This is a genomic window from Bradyrhizobium sp. WBAH42, assembly GCF_024585265.1.
Lineage (GTDB): Bacteria > Pseudomonadota > Alphaproteobacteria > Rhizobiales > Xanthobacteraceae > Bradyrhizobium.
Genome location: NZ_CP036533.1, coordinates 7,025,320 through 7,044,921, shown reverse-complemented (window position 1 = coordinate 7,044,921; position 19,602 = coordinate 7,025,320). Strand labels below are relative to the sequence as shown.

Annotated in this window: 15 protein-coding genes and 2 pseudogenes; 12 read left to right on the top strand and 5 right to left on the bottom strand. The window is 62.8% G+C overall.

All coding sequences use genetic code 11. From position 1 onward, the window contains the following. Positions 1 to 387 precede the first annotated feature (387 nt). The gene (locus DCG74_RS33270) at positions 388 to 807 is read right to left on the bottom strand and encodes a very short patch repair endonuclease (RefSeq protein WP_172789054.1); all 420 of its coding nucleotides are present in this window, start codon (positions 805 to 807) and stop codon (positions 388 to 390) included. Between the two features lie 228 nt (positions 808 to 1,035). Between DCG74_RS33270 and DCG74_RS33265 the strand changes: the two are divergent. From DCG74_RS33265 to DCG74_RS33250, 4 genes and pseudogenes are all read left to right on the top strand, one after another. Further along, positions 1,036 to 1,503: pseudogene (locus tag DCG74_RS33265) on the top strand (Ku protein); the annotation flags it as partial. Between the two features lie 452 nt (positions 1,504 to 1,955). After that, positions 1,956 to 2,156, top strand: a complete 201-nt coding sequence (locus DCG74_RS33260; protein ID WP_172789053.1) for a hypothetical protein — start codon at positions 1,956 to 1,958, stop codon at positions 2,154 to 2,156. 13 nt (positions 2,157 to 2,169) lie between these two features. Next, on the top strand, positions 2,170 to 2,586 hold the full coding sequence (locus tag DCG74_RS33255) for a hypothetical protein (protein WP_172789052.1): 417 nt from the start codon (positions 2,170 to 2,172) through the stop codon (positions 2,584 to 2,586). Positions 2,587 to 2,922: 336 nt separating this feature from the next. Further along, positions 2,923 to 3,747, top strand: coding sequence for a ribonuclease HII (locus tag DCG74_RS33250; RefSeq protein WP_172789051.1), 825 nt, complete (start codon positions 2,923 to 2,925; stop codon positions 3,745 to 3,747). A gap of 27 nt (positions 3,748 to 3,774) precedes the next feature. Here the strand turns inward: DCG74_RS33250 and ligD (DCG74_RS33245) are convergent, their stop codons facing one another. Continuing rightward, complete coding sequence (gene ligD, locus DCG74_RS33245) at positions 3,775 to 4,722, bottom strand: non-homologous end-joining DNA ligase (RefSeq protein WP_172789050.1); 948 nt, start codon at positions 4,720 to 4,722, stop codon at positions 3,775 to 3,777. A gap of 140 nt (positions 4,723 to 4,862) precedes the next feature. Between ligD (DCG74_RS33245) and DCG74_RS33240 the strand changes: the two genes are divergently transcribed. Beyond that, positions 4,863 to 5,480 carry a cell envelope biogenesis protein TolA gene (locus DCG74_RS33240; protein WP_172789049.1) on the top strand — a complete coding sequence of 206 codons (618 nt, stop codon included), beginning with the start codon at positions 4,863 to 4,865 and terminating at the stop codon, positions 5,478 to 5,480. A gap of 59 nt (positions 5,481 to 5,539) precedes the next feature. On the opposite strand, the gene DCG74_RS33235 is transcribed toward DCG74_RS33240, so the two are convergent. After that, the gene (locus DCG74_RS33235; RefSeq protein ID WP_164936065.1) at positions 5,540 to 5,707 is read right to left on the bottom strand and encodes a hypothetical protein; all 168 of its coding nucleotides are present in this window, start codon (positions 5,705 to 5,707) and stop codon (positions 5,540 to 5,542) included. Then, positions 5,707 to 6,627, bottom strand: a complete 921-nt coding sequence (gene ligD, locus DCG74_RS33230) for a non-homologous end-joining DNA ligase (protein ID WP_172789048.1) — start codon at positions 6,625 to 6,627, stop codon at positions 5,707 to 5,709. Before ligD (DCG74_RS33230) ends, DCG74_RS33235 begins: the two co-directional genes overlap by 1 nt. 105 nt (positions 6,628 to 6,732) lie before the next feature. Between ligD (DCG74_RS33230) and DCG74_RS33225 the strand changes: the two genes are divergently transcribed. Next, positions 6,733 to 6,921 carry a DUF3606 domain-containing protein gene (locus tag DCG74_RS33225; RefSeq protein WP_006022625.1) on the top strand — a complete coding sequence of 63 codons (189 nt, stop codon included), beginning with the start codon at positions 6,733 to 6,735 and terminating at the stop codon, positions 6,919 to 6,921. 25 nt (positions 6,922 to 6,946) lie between these two features. Here DCG74_RS33225 and DCG74_RS33220 read toward each other — a convergent pair whose 3' ends face one another. Beyond that, entirely contained in the window at positions 6,947 to 7,225 is a 279-nt protein-coding gene (locus DCG74_RS33220) for a hypothetical protein (protein ID WP_172789047.1), read from the bottom strand. 1,387 nt (positions 7,226 to 8,612) lie between these two features. On the opposite strand from DCG74_RS33220, the gene DCG74_RS33215 reads away from it, so the two are divergent. The 6 genes and pseudogenes from DCG74_RS33215 to DCG74_RS33190 all read left to right on the top strand — a co-directional run bounded on the left by DCG74_RS33215 (position 8,613) and on the right by DCG74_RS33190 (position 19,200). Next, complete coding sequence (locus DCG74_RS33215; RefSeq protein WP_172789046.1) at positions 8,613 to 9,575, top strand: ArdC family protein; 963 nt, start codon at positions 8,613 to 8,615, stop codon at positions 9,573 to 9,575. 97 nt (positions 9,576 to 9,672) lie between these two features. Next, a pseudogene (locus DCG74_RS33210) lies at positions 9,673 to 11,786 on the top strand (ParB/RepB/Spo0J family partition protein). 182 nt (positions 11,787 to 11,968) lie between these two features. Beyond that, positions 11,969 to 16,285, top strand: coding sequence for a strawberry notch-like NTP hydrolase domain-containing protein (locus tag DCG74_RS33205; RefSeq protein WP_172789045.1), 4,317 nt, complete (start codon positions 11,969 to 11,971; stop codon positions 16,283 to 16,285). After that, positions 16,285 to 17,346, top strand: a complete 1,062-nt coding sequence (locus DCG74_RS33200; protein WP_172789044.1) for a toprim domain-containing protein — start codon at positions 16,285 to 16,287, stop codon at positions 17,344 to 17,346. The genes DCG74_RS33205 and DCG74_RS33200 overlap by 1 nt, the downstream gene beginning before the upstream one ends. Before the next feature lie 339 nt (positions 17,347 to 17,685). Beyond that, positions 17,686 to 18,609, top strand: coding sequence for a DUF2493 domain-containing protein (locus DCG74_RS33195; RefSeq protein ID WP_172789043.1), 924 nt, complete (start codon positions 17,686 to 17,688; stop codon positions 18,607 to 18,609). A 36-nt stretch (positions 18,610 to 18,645) separates the two neighbouring features. Next, complete coding sequence (locus tag DCG74_RS33190) at positions 18,646 to 19,200, top strand: hypothetical protein (RefSeq protein WP_373569501.1); 555 nt, start codon at positions 18,646 to 18,648, stop codon at positions 19,198 to 19,200. The last annotated feature ends 402 nt before the right edge of the window (positions 19,201 to 19,602 follow it).

Genomic DNA, 19,602 nt, shown 5'->3' with positions numbered 1-19,602 from the left:
ATAGCGATACGACGTAAGCCGTTCAGCATGCACCTGACCGGCATGCGACGCCTGCTGGCCTTCGGCATCTCGCCGCTCGAATATCCTCACCTCTAACGGCGTACACGAAATCTTCCTCACGGCACGACAAGTCCAAGAGTTTCTTCCAGCCGACATGCCGCGGTCCCTCGGGCTCGCTCCAAGGATCGCAGTCGTCCGCCTTGTGACGCCAGGGGGGTGTGCTCTCGACGGGCATGACGGCGGCAAGCGGGCCGCCGCAATCTCGGCACGTCGTCCGTTCCCCTTTTGCGACCGGAGCGCGTTTCTGATCCCCGACTCAAGCGCAGCGCATGAATGCGGTTCCCCTATACGGATCGGCTGCCAGTCCTTGACTATACGCACATAGTGCTAACCTGAGGATGCTGCGCCGACGAAACCCGCTAGGCGTTGTGCGAGCGCAGGATCGGAGGTTTCGCATTCCCAAATCACGAGGACACTCCACCCTTGCGAGATCAAATCTTCCTGGTGGCGCGCGTCGCGGGCCTGATTGCCCGAGATTTTCGGCAACCAATATTCGGGCCGCGCCCGCGGGCGGCGCAGCCCCTCGCGGCAATCATGTCCATGCCAGAAGCACCCGTGGACGAGGATCGCCTTCTTTCGTCCAACGAAGGCGATATCGGGTTTCCCGGGCAAATCCCGCCGATGCAGGCGGTAGCCGGTGAATCCGGCTTGGCGCAAAGCGTGTCGCACGGCGAGCTCCGGCTTTGTGTTTTTTGCACGGATGGCTCGCATGTTGGCACTGCGGCGCTTTGGATCCAGCTTGTCCATGCAGACCTAGCGGAGGCGATTTCGATCGCTCATTGAGTGGAGAGAGTGGTGAGCCACCGCTCTAGGCTAATCAGGCGGCCGCTATCGATATGTTCGATCACACGTCTGCGCGAGTCCGTTGCGCGGCCGCCGTCTGCCGGCAATTCTCCATAGGCAGCCCGGATTCCATCAGTATTGATGTGAACGACATGATCGAACATGAGATTATTGCGGAAGAGCACTTCGCATGAGCCACTCGACAAGGGGCTGATGGGCACGCTGCTGCGCTATCCCTACGAAGTCCGTTCCGCGGATGAGTATTTCGACGATATCCAGGATGTCAAAGTCACCAAGGACATGCTTGATCTCGCGAAGCACATCGTCAATCAGAAGGCGGGCCATTTCGAGCCGGACAAGTTCGAAGACCAGTACGAAGCCGCCCTCATCGATCTCATCAATCAGAAGCGCGCCGGCAAACCCATCACCGCAAAAGCGCGTCCTCGAGGTGAGAACGTCGTGGACCTGATGGACGCGCTGCGCAAGAGCATCGGAAGAGAGGGGGCGGCCGCGACAGAGCCGCCGAAGAAACCAGGCAAGAAGCCGCGCAAGGCGGCGGCCGGGCAGAAGGAAATGCTGATGCCGATCGCAGGCAAGAAGCCGGCGAAGGAGACCGCAGCGAAGAAGCCGGCGGCCAAGCCGCAGCGGAAGTCGGCTTAGGAGTCGTGAAGCATCCGGTGATGCCGAAGGCCACTACTTCGCCGTCCGCGGCAGCCCGGCGAATGGCGATTCCCATCTCGACGACGTTATACGAGGTCATCTCGTCAGCCGCCTAATGGCGGCCCGGTCGGTGCGCAACGCCAGAACGGCGGCGGACCGCGAGGCCGAAGCAACCGCGCATAGAGCCGTCGACCTCGCGATTTGAAATAGCGTCTTGTGCGCTTTGCGCGCCGCTGGGAAGTTTATCAATTCGCGTGATTTTCCCTTGGGAGTGTTTGGTAGCATCGCCTTCAGCCCAATCAGTTCGATTTTGCGGGCTTCGACCTGCAGAGGCAAGCCATCGGCGCGGTACGCAACCATGGGTGCAGCGCACCATCGGCAAGCTTAACATTCTTGAATCCTCAAGCGTGCGAAACCGCGCTAGGATTAGATTTTCCCTCAGGGGGCAGCTTATGTTCGACTTGGCAACCACGGCGCTTTTGCGCGCGATTCTCGATGAAGTCTGTGAAAGCGTCTCGCACCGCGAGATCGGGGCACGTACCCACGTCGCGTCGAAAATCCTAGAGGCTGCGACGAGAGGCGAGATCTCTCCCGAAGGTCTCAAACAGGTTGGTCGCGACGCCCTCTCGCACGCGCCGACGATGTGGCGCTGATCGCGGGGCGGGCGTGAACTTTCAAGTCACCGTCCTGAAGATTTTGGTAGCTTATCCGGACGGCTTTGCCGTTATGGAAGACCTCAAGAGGGATATGGCCATCCTGGCAACGAGTGGCCGCGACTGGGCGGACCGGACCAGGCGCCTCGCGGCCAGAGTGCCCGACCTCGACATCTTCTCACAAGGACTGGTCGAACGGATAAGCGGAGGATGGAAGATCACGTCCAAAGGACGGGCGTTGCTCGAATTGATGGAAGCGCGGCCAACGGCCTTGGAAAGGGCCGAGGCGCCTCCAGTTGTGGAGACGAGTGCGACCTCGCCGGCGCCCGTTCCTCCGCTGCGGCAGCCCGCCGATCGAGCCAAGCGACGGCGCGAAAGACGTGAACGTCGGCGCGAGGCGCGCGAACGGGCAAGAGCAAACGCGCCTTGAGGTAGCGACTGAGGGAAGAAAAATCTGCCAAATGGGAGCAGCGGTTTGATAGTCCCGGACTGTCGATTTGCCTCCCCAGCCCCAAGCCGACCGCCGGTACCTTGTTAGCGGCCATGCCGGCCCCGATCTACTCGGGACGGCGACTGAGCACGGGTCCTTCTACCGAGCCGGCGAGCGACAACATAGCGAGGAAATGGAGGCCGAACCCGCGCGGGAGAGCTGGCCGGGTTCCTTTTGAGAGGGCGTTGCGCGGTCGGTGAGGCGGTATAGCTACTTCAGACAATCGCCATAAAGTTCACCGACACGCTCCCACAGTCAGTCTCCACGAAGGCCGCGATGTCCCAGTATTCTCTCGATGTGTTGCGTCAACGCTATGTCGTCGAGAAAAGACCGCTCGAGGCCAGCGTCGAGCAGATCTTGCGGGCCGACACCCGCGCCGGAGCGCGTGCCATCCTGGCTTCAATCGATAAACGCCACTTCGAAAATAGGTCGGAAGGGCAGCGCCTCCGCAAGATGCTCCGCTTCGAGGCATCTCTCTGGGAAAGCGGCCATCATGCCGTCGCAGGCGTGGACGAGGCCGGAATGAGCCCTCTCGCCGGTCCGGTCTCCGCTGGCGCCGTGATCCTGAAACCAGGCACGCGGATAGTCGGAATCGACGACTCGAAAAAACTCGACGCCGCGGCTCGCGAAGAACTCGCCAAGGAGATCAAGGAAAAGGCTGAGAGTTGGTGTGTGGCGTTCGTCGAGGTCGAGGAGATCGACGCGATCAATATCTATTGGGCGGGCATCCAGGCTATGCAGCGTGCGGTCCGGGGGCTGGGATTGCCGCCGCAGCACTTGCTGATCGATGCGAAACGGTTGAAGGAAATCGACATCCCTCAGCAGGCCATCATCAAAGGGGACGCCAAGTCCGCCAGCATCGCGGCCGCCTCCATCCTCGCGAAAGTCGAGCGCGACAGGGTCATGCGGACGCTCGACGTGCGACACCCCGGCTATGGCTTCGCGGATCACAAGGGCTACCCGGTGCCGGCTCATTATGAAGCGCTCGCCAGACTCGGCGCATGCGCAGCTCACCGGCGGTCGTTCGGACCGGTACGTAAGGTTCTCGGGTTGCCGCCCTTGCCGCCATGGCCTTCGGCATCTGAGCGCGACGCCGGCTGAACAGGTCTACGCTTCGTCTCGGCGGCGCTATTTTCGCGACCACTTCTTTTCGCGTACGACGTCCTTCGCGTTTTTGTCGGACCGCAGCCCGAGATAGACCGGCTGGCGCAGCTCGCCGTTGCTGGTCCACTCCGCGAACTTCACTTCTGCGACCAACGCAGGACGCACCCAGGTCGTGACCTGCTCATCCTTCACCTTTGCAGGGAACGGTGACTTTGCGGTTTTGAGCTTCATGAGCTCGCCGTGAAGCTCTTCGAGAACTTGGTGGCTGAAGCCGGTGCCAACGTGGCCGATGTACCGCCATGCATCCCCTTCGCGTACCGCGAGGACGAGAGCGCCGAAGAAAGGCCGGGTTCGCCTCGGCGCCGTGAAGCCGGCGATCACGACCTCTTGCCGCTGCGCGGTCTTCACCTTCAGCCAGTCGGCGGTCCGGCGTCCGGACGCGTACGGGCTATCGGCGCGCTTGGCCATGATGCCTTCGAGATGTCTCCGCTCGGCATCTGCGAAGAACTTCGTTCCCTTGCCTTTGCGGTGGTTGCTGAACGCGACGAGCTTGTGGCGCGGAAGGATGGCCTTGAGCCGCGTCTTGCGCTCGAGGAGCGGCAGCGCACGCAGGTCCTCACCGTCTGCGAACATGAGGTCGAAGGCGCAATACAGGAGCTTCGCCTCATGGCGCAGCGCGTTTTGAAGCAACTGGAAATGCGAGACGCCGTCCTTTCCGATCGCGACGAGCTCCCCGTCGATCACGGCATCGCCCTTCACGCCCTCCAGCGCTTTGGCGACCTCGATATAGCTGCGGCTGATGATCTTGCCATTTCGGCTGTAGAGCGCAACCTTGCCTCGCCGGATTTCCGCGATCATCCGGAAGCCGTCATATTTGTCCTCGAAAACCCAGCCGGGATCGTCGAACGGCGCGTCGGTGAGCGTAGCGAGCATCGGCTGCAGGCGCTTGGGCAGGGTCGACGTCCGGCTCATTCGAGGCCAATCCTTAAGAGCACGTTGCGAAATGCATGGACGTCCTTCAAGGATTAGGGAACGCTTCGGGGCCGCGTCGTGTTCCGCAGGCTCCGTGGCATGCGACGTTGGCGCTCGATTAAGGAGGGCGAATCAGACCGATGGCGAGAAAGCTGAAAACCTTTCAGACTTCGCTGGGCTTCTTCGATCTGGCGATCGCCGCTCCCTCCATGAAAGCGGCCCTGGAAGCCTGGGGCGCCAACAGCAATCTCTTCCACCAGGGCGCGGCGAAGGAAAGCGACGATCCGGACGTCATCGCTGCGGCCATGAAGAAGCCGGGCGTCGTTCTCAGGCGCCCGGTCGGATCCAACCGATCCTTCAGCGAGCAAGCCGAACTGCCCACCGATCTCGGCGGGGACAGAAGATCGACGAACGCGCCGCGCAAATCGAAGGGCCAAATTGCGAAGAAGCCTTCCTCACGTCCCGTCGACAAGACGGCCGAGCGGAAGGCTGCGCTTGCCTACGAACGGGAGGAGAGGCGCCGGGAAGGTGAGCGGGCGAGGGAAGACGCCGCTAGGCAGAAAGAACGTGAGCGCCGTCAGCAGGCGGTCGACAAGGCGCAGGCTGCGCTGGACAACGCGGAGCAGGAGCACGCGAAGCGGGCTGCCGCCATCCAGGCCGAGGTTGAGGCTCTCGCGAAGAGATCGCAAACCGAAGACGGTCGCTGGAATAAGGAGAGGGAGCGATTGGAAGCTGCGCTGCAGCGTGCACGGAGTTAGTTTCTTGGCAGTTCTTGCTCGGCGGCACCGAGGGAAGGCAAAGGGTTGCCGTCAAGCGATCATCGTTCGGGGTCTGGTGCGCGCGCTGCGGCTCGGTTCACCGTGGTGCGGTCCCCTCGGTCCTCGGGAGCGAGCTCCATGACCGCTTGATGCAGCTCGGCCGGAATCGTCAGCGGACTTTCGGGGGGCTTGTTCGCCCACTGCCAGAAGCGATCGAACGCATCCATCACAGGTCCTCCCGCAGGCCCCGGAAAAATGGATGGCGGACCTTTCCCTCGGCCGACTTTGCGCGATACTCTATCTCAGCCAGAAGCTTCGGTTCGACCCAGATGCCCTTGTGGTTGATACGCTTGGCATAGGGCTGGGTTCTTCGGATGAGGGGTTTAAGCCGCTTCTGCAGATTTGCGGCCGAGACCCTATCGAAGCCGTGGTCGACTTTGCCGGCGTAGACCAGATCGTCGCCCTTGCGCCGGCCGACGTAGATGCCGTCCCACTTCGTCCCATCGAGTGCGAAGCCGGCAATGGTCAACGTCTCACGCTGTACGCAGGTCTTTTTGACCCAATCATTCGTGCGTCCCGTTGGATAGGCGCTGCCCCGGACCTTCGAGACGACGCCTTCGAGGCCGAGCTTGCAGGCGTGCGCGAACATCTCGCGCCCGTCTATCTCGAAGCTTTCGCTGAACTGGATGTCGGTGCCGCTTAGAATCTTCTTGAGTTCGGCTTTGCGCTGAAGGAGCGGTAGCTTCCGGATATCTCGGCCGTTCAGATAGAGCAGATCGAACGCGACGAGCACGATGCTCTTCGACTTGCCCTTGAGCTCGTTCTGCAGAACCGAGAAGTCGGTCGTGCCGTCGGCGGCAGGTACCACGATCTCGCCGTCCACCACCGCCGAGTTCGCCTTGATCCGCCAGGCATCATGAGCGACCTTCTTGAAGCGATGCGTCCAATCGTGGCCGCGCCGGGTGAAGATCTTCGCCGTCTCGTTGGCCAGATGGACCTGAACACGGTAGCCGTCGAACTTGATTTCGTGAATCCAGCGCTCTCCGGACGGCACCTTCTCGATCGAGGTGGCCAGGGCCGGTTCGATGAAGCCGGGGAAGGGCGCCTTGACGCCGATGGCCGCCGGCTTTTTACGCTGAGACGCCACAGAAGAACTCCACGCTATAGTTGATTCAAATTGGCACAGTTCGAATCGTTCCGGAACCGCCGAATCCTTGTTGCGTTGCCTCGACGCCACGAACAGGAGGTATCCATGGCGGCAGCGAAGAAGTCGAAGACGGCGCGCGGGCGCAAGCAGGACCGGGCACGGGTGGCCGGCGGGCAGGACTACGAAGTGCAGTACGAGGCGAAGAAGACGGGAAAGTCGGCGCCGGCGGTGAAAAAGGCTGTCAAAAAGGTCGGCAACGCGCGCAAGCGTGTGGAGAAACGGCTAGGCCGCTGAGTAGGAGACGGGCTGGCGTCGATGTTTAGCGTCGGTCCTCCTCGTCAGGGGCGCATTCTGGGCAGCTATCACCAATCGAGTCCAGCACGTCGCGAATTGCGGCCTCCGCTGCTTGAGGGGAGACGTCTGCTGGCGGGTCCTGACGCGCGATATCGAAGGCGCGCTCTCGTGCATGCGGATCGGTGCGGTCCTGCATCCAACCGTGCTCCTCGCACTCGCGGATGGCGCCGGCTTCGTTCAGCACGTTGATCGCCCAACCGCGCAGGGTACGGATCGCCGGCCGTCTCTGCTTGGTCATCAGCATTGAAAGGTTCTCCCACGCTGAGACGAATCGTTTAGTCCCGCAGACGTTCCCCATCACTAACACACGACTGGGATTCGGGATCGTGGGATCTCGTGGTTTTTCGAAGGCTGAATTTTCCGCCCGGCCAGATGCTAGGCTGGGCAAGAACGAAGTGAAGAAACCATTTCCGATACTTCAGACGTTCGAACTCAGGTGGTTGCTCCTTGTATTTGCGCGTGCGGCTGTCGCCGCACCGGGCTCGCGTGAACCGAGCCGCGTAGCGTCTCGGCCTTGCGGCTTCGATCCCTCGCGCACGAGCAGATCACGCCCTCGCGGCAGAAACGAAAAACCGGACCTTTATGCAGCAGCCACCTGCACAAAGGTCCGGCCTTATCTTAGCGTGCCGCGATACCAAACGGCTGCAAAGGACGCTTCATATCCTTTGGGAGGTCTCGCTCTTCATCCGGGTTTCGCCCCGGAGGCGGCAATAAATCAGCAGCCGATATGGCTACTTCTTTTTCTTTGAAGTCTTCTTTGCCACCTTCTTGGTAGCTGCCTTCGCGGTCTTCTTTGCCTTCTTCGCTTTCTTGGCCATGTCGTCCTCTGTAAGAATTGGCTCTCAGTGAACATGCCCACGCCGTGCATAGACATGCACACGAGTGAGACGATATCACAAAAGCAAAATTGATACCAAGCAGACGTAAATCCGCATTGAGTAGCTCGCCGGAGGCACTCGCTCTCGGGTCCCGCCGTCATTGCATTCCGGCGTCGCTATCACTGCCCCGAGCTAGGGTGCCTTTTAACCGGTCTCGCGACTGCACTCGGTCCCGGGTCCCGCCGCTACGCATCGGCGCCATGCTGACCCTCCTGCGGGTGCCTCTTCCGCGTCCGCGAGTGGTCTTCGCTGTCGCTCCGCCCACAGGCCTCTCTTCCATAATTGTGAGACTCTGTGAAAATGTCGGAGGGTTCTCGTATTCATTGTCTGTATCACGTTCGCTCAGGTTTTGGCGCGTGCGGCCAGGGCCGCACCGGGCTCTCGTGAACCGAGCCGCGCAGCGTCTCGGCCTTGCGGCTTTGATCCCTCGCGCTAGAGCTTTGGTGCTCCTCGCCGGGGGCACTCGGGAAAGGGGCTCGCCTGCGGCGATCGCTATCACTGCCCCGTTCCCGGGTGCCGCTATTGAACCGGTCTCGTCGCTGCACTCGGACCCGCGTGCCCCTTCGGGTCGCTATGCTCACGCTCTCCGGGTGCCATTTCCGTTGCGGCGATGCGCCCTTGGGCGCACGCCTGATCGCGAATGAGGCCCTCGGTAGATGGCGCAAGGGCTGAGAGTAAGAGTGCAGGCTGGTTTTTCCGTGACGGGTTAGAAGTTGCGAGAGAGGCTCGCGGCGCCCGTCGCGGAGACCCGCGATGTCAAACACTACTGCTCGGGCGCGCGCCGGCCAGGACCGGGCAACCCTCTATAACGAAATTACCGACAAGATCATTGCCGAGCTTGAGGCCGGACGCGTCCCCTGGGTTCAGCCCTGGGGTACGTCCGCGGCGAAAGCGCCGCTGGCCATGCCGAAAAATGCGTCGACTAACCGGCAATACAGCGGCGTTAACATCCTCATACTCTGGGGCGCCGTGATTGAGCGCGGATTTTCCGGTCAAAGTTGGCTCACCTTCCGTCAGGCGCTCTCGCTTGGCGGCCACGTTCGCAAGGGAGAGCGCGGCACCACTGTTGTCTATGCAGATCGTTTCGTGCCGAATGACGAAAAACGACGCGCCGCTGAAACTGGCGAAGACACGCAGGCGATTCCATTCCTCAAACGATTTACCGTTTTCAACTCCGATCAGTGCGAAGATCTGCCCGACGGCATTGCCACCGCTGCGCCGCCACCGCCGGCTGGCCTCATCGAACCCACGGTCGACGCCCTGATCAAGGCCAGCGGAATTCCATTTCGGATCGGTGGAGATCGCGCATTCTACGCAACAGCCGAAGACTATGTGCAGGTCCCGCTGCCGCAGGCCTATTTCGAACCCATCAACTGGCACCGCACGGCCTTGCATGAACTCGGTCATGCGACTGGGCATCCCTCGCGCCTCAACCGCGACCAGAGCGGATCCTACGGTACGAAGAAGTATGCCTTCGAAGAACTGGTCGCCGAGTTGAGTTCCGCGTTCAGCTGCGCGTCGCTCGGGATCGTCCCGACCGTGCGCCATGCCGACTATATCGGCTCCTGGCTTGAAGTCCTGCGCGAAGACGTCAGGGCCATCGTGCGTGCCGCTTCGCAGGCGAGCAAGGCTGCGGACTATTTGCTCGGCTTCGTACCCGGGTCCATTGAGCCCGCGTCGCTGGATTCGGTTGTGGCCGATCATGAGGCGGCGTGATGCTCCGCCTCGCGCGAGAGTGAGAGGAGGAAAGGCTGTTCGCGACGGGTTGGAAGCCGAGAGAGAGTCTCACGGCCGCCCGTCGTGGAGAGCCGAAATGATGAAAGCCGTACAAAAGATCACGCTGTCGCCTTCCCGGGACATTCCGTTTAACAAGCTCGTGCTCAGCCAGTCGAACGTTCGCCGCGTCAAGGCCGGTGTCTCGATCGAGCAGCTAGCCGAGAGCATCGCACAGCGTACGCTTCTGCAAAGTCTGAGCGTCCGGGCCGTTGTTGATGCAAATGGCAACGAGACCGGCATGTTCGAGGTGCCAGCGGGCGGCAGGCGCTATCGCGCTCTCGAGCTCCTGGTGAAACAAAAACGCATGTCAAAGACGCAGGCGGTGCCGTGCGTCGTCCGCGAAGGGGGCATCGCCGAGGATGATTCGGTGGCGGAGAACGACGAGCGGGTCGGCCTGCATCCACTGGATCAGTTTCGGGCCTTCCAGACGCTCCGCGACCTCGGCATGAGCGAGGAAGACATCGCCGCCCGGCACTTCGTGAACCCTGCGATCGTGAAGCAGCGGCTGCGGCTGGCGTCGGTGTCGCCGAAGCTGCATGAGGCTATGCCGAAGACGGCATGACGCTCGAACAGCTCATGGCGTTCTCGGTCACTGCGGATCACGCCCGCCAGGAGCAAGTCTGGCAGAACGTCAGCCGTTCCGGTTATGACGAGCCATACCAGATCCGCCGCATGCTCACCGAGAACACCGTGCGCGGGTCCGATCGGCGGGCCCAATTTGTGGGCCTCGATGCCTATCAGCACGCGGGTGGCGGCGTTCTGCGGGATCTGTTCGAGCACGACGACGGCGGCTGGCTCCAGGACGTCGTGTTGCTCGACCGCCTCGTAGCCGAAAAGCTCAAAGCCGAAGCTGAGGCGATTGCTGCCGAAGGCTGGAAGTGGATCTCAGTCGCCGTAGAGTTCCCCTACGGTCACACCCAAGGCCTACGAGAAATCGAGGGCAAACCTGTCGATCTCTCGCCTGAGGAGCAGGCCACCATCGATGCCCTGCACACCGAGCAAGCCAAGCTGGAAACCGATTATCAGGATGCAGACGAGCTGCCCGACGAAATCGACCAGCGTCTCGGCGAAATCGAGGCGGCACTGTCGGCATTCGAAAACCGGCCGATGCTCTACGATCCGACCGAGATCGCCCGAGCTGGTGTCTTCATCAGCATCGATTCCGAGGGGCGCCTCTCCGTGGACCGGGGTTACGTCCGGCCGGAGGACGAGGTGCCGGCAACTGATTGTGACGTCGGGCAGGACGCCGGTGCGTTGTCGACCGAAGGTCAAGAAGAGGGCGCGTCCGTCCAGCGCACGGTGATCGCGGTCGCGGGTAGTGCTCCCGATGCTGAAGAAGATGATGAGGATGCGGCCAGGCCTCTGCCGGATCGGCTGATCACCGAGCTGACGGCGCATCGTACGCTGGCATTGCGGGATGCACTGGCAGGAAATCCTGCGATCGCGTTCCAGGCGGTGCTGCATAACTTCGTGCTGACGGCCTTTTACCGGTTCGCGTCATCCGGAAGCTGTCTCGAGATCGGCCTTCGCACGCCGAACTTTCCAACTCAAGCTCCGGGGCTGAGAGAAAGCGTCTCCGCCAAGGCCGTCGAGGCGCGGCATGAGGCCTGGAAGGCACGGTTGCCGCAGAGCGAGAACGATCTCTGGGATGCGCTGACGGCGCTCGATGGTGGTGCACAGGCGTCGCTGTTCGCCCACTGTGTATCGTTTGCTGTCAATGCCGTCTATGAGCCGGCCAACCGCTACAATCAGGGCCGTGTCTCCGCTCACGGTGTCCGCACCCGTCTCGAGCAAGCTAATGTGCTGGCGCGCGCAGTCGGGCTCGACATGGTGCAGGCTGGCTGGCGGCCGACCGTCGACAACTATCTCGGCCGGGTCACCAAGCCGCGAATTCTGGAGGCGGTGCGGGAAGCCAGGGGCGAGTCGTCGGCGCAACTGATCGACCATCTGAAGAAGGTCGACATGGCCAAGGAGGCCGAGCGTCTTCTGGATGGCTCGGGCTGGTTGCCGGAGCCGCTGCGTCTCGTTGATCCCGATGCAGCGCCGGTGGGGCAGGAGGGCGAAGCAGGTCCGCTGCCGGAATTCCTCGCCGACGAGGAGGATCGGGAGAACGCCGGCGACGACGACCCGCAGCTCGATGCGGCTGAGTGACACAGAACGGGATGGCTCCGGCTATCCCGCAGTTGCTTGGGGACCGGGTGTAACGCCGGTCCCCATTTTTTATGGGCGAGCGCTGAGAGGGAGAGTCGGGTCGGGAAGGGTTTGAATCGCCGTGGTCTTAAGGAGAGCGCCGGGCGATTCGACCTGTTCCTGCTCTCCCGAGAAATCCTGTCATGACCGAATCTCTTGCGGGCGGCGCTGCCGCCGCGCCGCTCTCGATGCGTGCCGCTGCCACTCTCACCTCTGCCGCCCTCAAGGCCGCCCGGCAGCTCTTGACTGATCTCGAACGCGGCCGTCGCATCGATGCCGCCGTCCTGCGCGGCGCCATGGAGGCTGCCTTCGGTGCCTCGGACGCGGCCGGGGCCTGGAACTGGAAGACGGCGTATGACGTCTGCGAGGCGGCAACCGTTCTCTTCCTGCGCAAATTCGGTCCGGCCATGCGCGCCAAGGCTGGCTCGACGGCTGCCATGCTGCCAATGCTCGCGAGAATCGCGAGCTGTCTGCCGACCCATACGCGGCGCTCCGAGGACAGTCAGGCGCTCCAGCAATTTTCGACGCCGATCCCGCTTGGGCTGGCCGCGTGCGCCGCGGCCGGCATTACGCCCGCCGACCGCGTTCTGGAGCCCTCCGCGGGGACCGGCTTGCTCGCCATCTTCGCCGAGCTCGCCGGCGGCTCTCTGATGTTGAACGAGTTGGCCGAAGGCCGCGCGGCGCTGCTAGATCATGTGTTTGCCAACGTTGAGGTCACGCGGTTCGACGGCGCGCAGATTGATGATCACCTCGATGCGAGCGTGGTACCGAGCGTCGTTCTGATGAACCCGCCGTTCTCCGCGGTGGCGAATGTCGATCGACGAATGGCGGACGCCGCTTTCCGGCACGTCGCTTCGGCGCTCGCGCGTCTTTGCGACGGTGGACGCCTCGTCGCCATCGCTGGCGCCGGCCTTGCGCCGGATAATCCGGCGTGGCGAGAGGCCTTTGTTCGCCTCCAGGAGCGCGGACGGGTCGTGTTTTCTGCCGCGATCGACGGCGCCGTCTACGCCAAGCACGGCACTCAGACTGACACGAGGCTGCTTGTAATCGACAAGTGGCCCGCTGCCGATGCGAAGGCCTTTCCCGCTTCAGTGGGCATGGCGAGTGATGTCGCCACCTTGCTTGGGTGGGTCACCCAGCATGTGCCTCCGAGGCTGCCCGTCGCCGTGCCGGTTATGGCCGACATCGTTAGGCGCCCGGCAATGCCCCGATCGGCCGGCGTCATTGCACCAAGCCCCTCATCCACTTCGGGGAGCGTGCCGGAAGGTGTGGAAATTGCGTACGAGACCGTCGAATGGTCGCCGCCGGAAGGCGCCCGCCTCACCGATGCGCTATATGAGGAGTACGGATTGCAGTCGATCCGTATTCCCGGATCGTGCGCACATCCGACCAAGCTCGTGCAATCCGCGGCGATGGCGTCCGTTGCGCCACCGAAGCCGTTCTACCGTCCGCATCTACCTTTAAGTCTGGTGGCAGACGGAGTTCTGTCGGACGCCCAGCTCGAAAGCGTCATTTATGCGGGCGAGGCGCATTCCGAATTTCTCGCGGGCTCCTGGACCGTCGATACGACGTTTGACGTTGTGGCGGCCGCGCGCGACGACGCAGAAGATGCCGTCCGCTTTCGCCGCGGCTGGTTCTTGGGCGATGGCACCGGCGCTGGCAAGGGACGGCAGGTCGCAGGGATCCTTCTCGACAATTGGCTCAAGGGCCGCCGCCGTGCGGTCTGGATCAGCAAATCCGACAAGCTGATCGAAGATGCTCAGCGCGACTGGTCCGCACTCGGCATGGAGCGGCTGCTTGTTACGCCTTTGTCCCGCTTTCGCCAGGGCACACCGGTCCGGCTTTCGGAGGGCATCCTTTTTGCCACCTATGCCACGCTACGCACCGACGAGCGTGGCGAGAAGCTTTCGCGTGTCAGGCAGATCGTTGAATGGTTGGGCTCCGACTTCGACGGAGTCATCGTCTTCGACGAGAGCCACGCCATGCAGAATGCGGTCGGGGGCAAGGGCGAGCGCGGCGACCAGGCGGCCTCTCAGCAGGGACGTGCAGGCCTGAGGCTCCAGCACGCCCTGCCGAATGCTCGCGTGGTTTATGTGTCGGCGACAGGCGCTACCACGGTCCACAACCTCGCTTATGCCCAACGCCTCGGACTTTGGGGGGGCGCCGACTTCCCGTTCGCCACGCGCGCCGAGTTCGTCGAGGCAATCGAGCAGGGTGGCGTCGCGGCGATGGAGGTGCTGGCGCGCGATCTCAAGGCGCTCGGCCTCTACGCTGCTCGCTCATTGTCCTACGAGGGCGTCGAGTACGAACTCGTTGAGCACCAGCTTACGCCGGAGCAGGTTCGCATCTACGACGCCTATGCAGATGCGTTCAGCATCATCCACAACAACCTCGACGCGGCGATGCGGGCCGCCAACATCACCGGCGAAACCGGAACGCTGAACGGGCAGGCGAAATCCGCGGCCCGATCCGCCTTCGAAAGCGCGAAGCAGCGCTTCTTCGGTCATCTGCTGACATCGATGAAGACGCCGTCGCTCATCCGATCCATCGACTGCGATCTCGACGCCGGCCATGCCGCTGTCATCCAGATTGTTTCTACGGGCGAAGCGCTGATGGAGCGCCGGCTCGCCGAGATCCCGACCGAGGATTGGGGCGACGTCCAGGTCGACATCACCCCGCGCGAATATGTGCTCGACTATCTCGCCCATTCCTTCCCGGTCCAGCTCTACGAGCTCTTTACAGACTCGGAAGGTAACCTCTGCTCTCGGCCTGTCTATCGCGATGGCCAGCCGGTCGAGAGCCGGGAAGCCGTCGCACGACGCGGCCGCCTCATCGAGAAACTCGCCTCGCTGCCTCCGGTACCCGGCGCGCTGGATCAAATCGTCCAGCGCTTCGGCACCGAGATGGTCGCCGAAGTGACCGGGCGCTCGCGCCGCATCGTTCGTAAGGGCGACCGGTTGGTGGTCGAAAACCGCGCCGGTTCGGCCAATCTCGCTGAGACATCGGCCTTCATGGACGACGTCAAGCCTATTCTCGTGTTCTCCGACGCGGGCGGCACGGGGAGGAGCTACCATGCCGAGTTGTCGGCGCGAAATCGCCGCTTGCGGGTCCATTATCTGCTCGAGCCCGGCTGGAAGGCGGATGCCGCGATTCAGGGGCTCGGCCGCACAAACCGGACCAATCAAGCGCAGCCGCCGTTGTTTCGGCCCATCGCGACCGACGTGAAGGCTGAAAAACGCTTCCTCAGCACAATCGCGCGTCGGCTCGACACATTGGGGGCCATTACGCGCGGCCAGCGCCAGACCGGAGGGCAGGGGCTGTTTCGGCCCGAGGACAATCTCGAAAGTCAGTACGGGCGTGACGCGTTGCGTCAACTCTACACGTTGCTGGTGCGAGGCCGGGTCGACGGATGCTCGCTCGAGAGGTTCGAGGATGCGACCGGCCTGAAATTGACGGATGCCAATGGGCTCAGGGATGACCTGCCGCCGATCACGACCTTCCTGAACAGGTTGTTGGCGCTCACCATCGATCTGCAGAATGTCCTGTTCACCGCCTTCGAACAGCTATTGATCGCCCGGATCGAGGGCGCTGTCGCGTCGGGCACCTATGACCTCGGGCTGGAAACGCTCCGCGCCGAAAGCTTTGTCGTCAGTGGTCGGCGGACGATCTATGTCCATCCGCGCACAGGTGCCGAGACACGGCTTCTCACCATCATGCAGCGCGAGCGTAACCATCCCGTTGGTTTGGATGACGTCCTTGCTCGGCTTTCCAGTCATGCCGTCCTGCTGATCAACGAGCGTTCGGGAAGGGCCGCCGTGCAGGTTCCGACCCCGAGCATCATGCTCGACGACGGCGAGATCGAGCGCCGCGTCCGCCTGATCCGGCCTATGGAGCAGCACCAAGTCCCCTTGAACATGATGGTGGAGAGCCATTGGGTTGAAGCGGATCGTGAACGTTTTGCCGAGGCCTGGATGGCTGAGCTTGCCGAGGTGCCTGAGTTCACGGAAAGCACGATCCACGTCGTTGCAGGACTGCTGCTACCAATCTGGAAACGATTGCCGAACGAATCGACCCGCGTCTATCGGCTCCAGACCGATGCGGGTGAACGCATCATCGGCCGCAAGGTTTCTGCCGCGTGGGTTGCAAACGCCTTCTCGGCGGACGCGCCTACGCTGTCGCCGGACGCTGCCTTTGCAGCGGTGATGGAGGGACGCACCGTCCTCGACCTCGCGGAGGGGCTCCAGCTTCGCCGCGTCCGGGTCATGGGCGCTTGCCGCATTGAGCTGTCGGGATTCAACGACACGATGCGCGATCGCCTCCGCGCTTACGGCCTCTTTGGAGAGATCATATCCTGGAAGCTGCGGATGTTCGTGCCCACGGACGCAAGCGGCGTCGGGATCCTGACGAAGGTGCTCGATACCTATCCGGTCGTGCGCGTCAATGAGCGGGAGGCCGCGTGATGGCCCCCGATGCCTCCGAATTGGCACGCCGCCTCGCGCGCGAGGCCGAGGCAGTGTGCCGATACTATCTCTCCAATGGCAAGCGGGCGGGGCGGTACTGGGTGGTCGGCGACGTTCACAACACGCCGGGCCGCTCGATGTTCGTCCGGCTCCAGGAATCACCCAAGGGCCCTGCCGGCAAGTGGACCGACGCTGCGACCGGCGAGCATGGCGACCTCCTCGACATCATCCGCGAATGCCGCGGTTTGCCCGACTTCAGCGGGGCCGCCGAGGAAGCGAGGCGGTTTCTGAAGCTGCCTCGTCCTGAGCCGCTAGCGGCCTCGAAACCCGTTCGTTCGGTGGCGCCGACTGGATCGCAAGAAGCCGCCCGCCGGCTCTTTGCGATATCCAGCCCGATCGAGGGGACCGTGGTCGAAACGTACTTGCAGCGCCGCGGGATAACCCACATCCATCATGGGGCCAGCCTCCGCTTTCACCCACGTTGCTATTACCGACCGGATGAGCATTTGCCGACCGAAACCTGGCCGGCGATGATAGCCTGTGTCACCGGCCTCGATGGACGGATCACCGGCGTACACCGCACTTGGCTCGATCCAGACGGTTTTGATCGCGTGCGGCTGGGCAAGGCTCCGATCGACACGCCACGACGGGCCATGGGCGACCTCCTCGGCAACGCCGTCCGCTTCGGCGTGGTGGACGACGTGCTCGCCGCCGGCGAGGGAATCGAGACCATGCTGTCGCTGCGTTACGTGCTGCCGACCTTGCCCATGGCCGCCGCACTTTCGGCCAATCACCTCGCAGCCATGTTGCTGCCGTCTGGCCTGCGTCGGCTCTACATCGCCCGCGACGCCGACGCCGCCGGAGATGCCGTGCAGGCTGCCCTCACCCAGCGTGCGGTAGACGCCGGCGTTGAAGCGATTGCGTTGTCGCCCCGGCTAGGCGATTTCAACGAAGACCTGCACATCTTCGGTCTCGGGACCCTACGAGCAGAGTTAAGGCTTCAACTCGCACCAGAGGACGTCGTCCGCTTCCTGCATTCGTCGATGGCAACCGCGGATTAGCCCCGTCAATTCGATCGGCGTCGACAGGTCGGTCGCTGTGCGGCCACTGCCGGAAGAGGACGCGACCACGGCCTTCTAGAGGGCGATCGGACGGCAAGCGGCTCGGGCCGGCAATGGCTGCGTCCGGCTATTTTCCGCCGCGCGCCGGCGACGAGAAGACACATTAGCCATCTGGCGAGCGCGCTTTGCATCGCGAAGCTAAATAGCCGGCCTCCGCCATCCTCCGCTGCGCTTCGGCCCTCCGGCTCTGCTCCGGGTTCTGGCCCGTTCCGCCTGCCGTCTGAGTGATCGCCACGAAGGCCGCGATGGTCGCGGCCGATCCGGCAAAGGATCGCCTCAATGACCGACCACGACGACATCGAACCGCCGCACGCCGCATCTGCGACTGAACACGTTCTCACCGAATTGCAGCTCTTCGGTTACCGCCCCTTCGACGACCAGCCCGATCCACGGCCGCTTCCCGAGGGCAGGACCATTACCGGTGCCGTCGCTGACATCTTCGATGCCTTGGTCGCCACGTTGAGCGACACGCGGCTCGAGCCGGACCTCGACGATCTGCTCTGGTCGACCGTCAACCTGTTCCATCGTGCCGTCGACCGCATCGGTCGCCAACTCGACGACAACGAAAAGGCGCAACAGAAGGGTCAGCGCGAGCAGGACGGTTCCGAAGTTCGATCCGTCGAACTCGAACGCATCACGGCGGAAGGCATCACGCTGATTGAGCGCCGCGACTGCCTAGAACTCTTCCGTGACCAGGCCATCGAGCGCTTCGAGATTCACACCGGCTCATTCTGGCGCCCCCGATCGGGATCGCTGGTGAACCACCGCACCCTGACCGCGGCGATGATCGACTCCCGCGACTTCATCGCAGCCAAGCGCCGTGCCGAGACCGAGGTCATGCTGCCCTCAGGGCCGAAGATCGCGCTCACCGGAGGGCTTGATTTCAATGATCATCGCCTGATCTGGGATCGCCTCGACAAGGTTCACGCCAAGCATCCCGACATGGTCCTGCTCCACGGCGGCTCCCCGAAGGGGGCCGAACTGATCGCCTCCAAATGGGCAACCACCCGCAAGGTGCCTCAGATCGCCTTCAGGCCCGACTGGACGAAGCACGCCAAGGCAGCACCGTTCAAGCGCAACGATGTCATGCTCGAACTCCTGCCGATCGGCGTCATGCACTTCCCGGGCACGGGCATCCAGGACAACCTCGCCGACAAGGCGAAGCGGCTCGGCATCCCCGTCTGGAGGTTCGGCGGCGCGTGAGCGCCGTCTTCTCGACCTGAAGTCTTCGAGGCGAAATTGCTCACGCCGCAACTCCGCCTCGTTTCGGTCTCTTATTCAGAGTTGCGCCGTGGTGGTGGTGGAAGGCGCAACTGGTTTATCTATGCACATGGAGCCACCACCATGCTCGCTATTGGGCTTGTTCTCAACACACTCGGCATCGGCCTATTCTGCTGGGCGATTTTCGCGCTCGCAGTGTATGCCCTGCCGTTTTTCGTCGCGCTGAGTATCGGGATGACGGCGTTTCAGAGCGGTGCCGGCCTCATCGGCGCGCTGCTTATCGGAACGGCCGGCGGCGCTTTGACGCTCGTCCTCGGCCAGGTCGCCGTCGCTATTACCCGGTCCTTGGCCTTGCGCATCGCGATCGCGACGGCATTCGCTGTTCCCGCCGCCGCCGCCGGCTATCAAATGGTGTTCGCCCTGTCCCAGATCGGGGTGCCTTCGCTGGCTTGGCGTGAGGTCTTCGCTTGCCTGGGCGCGGTTTGCATTGGCGTTACATCATGGACGCGCTTGATGGTTTTGGCGGAGACCCGCCCGTTGGAGCCGGGCGCGGTGGTGGAGAACCCGTCCTAAGCAGTTCTTACGGCCGCATTGGCCGAGCGATGACCGTTTGCCGCCTTCATCGAACAGGTGCGTAGATCGGCGCGGCGAACGGGAGATGATCGAAACCTGAGCGCGGGAGAGGCAGTCCTCCTCGGAACTCCTCAATCAAGCTGCCGGCATTCGGTCCGGCCCACCCAGCCGCGGCAGAGCGATGTTACCTCGATCGGTTCTTGGGAGACGATGCCGCCTTTTGCAGGAGATTGTTTCTCTTTCCGCGCTGAATCGTTCCGGCCTCTTGTTCATCAAAACCGAGATAGCCACGCTTCTCCAGAGATTGTGGTTCAGCACGCGGACGCACGTGGCCTCGTTGATGGCTTGATCTGGCCGAAGACCGGCTTCGCCTCGATCGTCTGAGCCGCAACGCCGTTGATG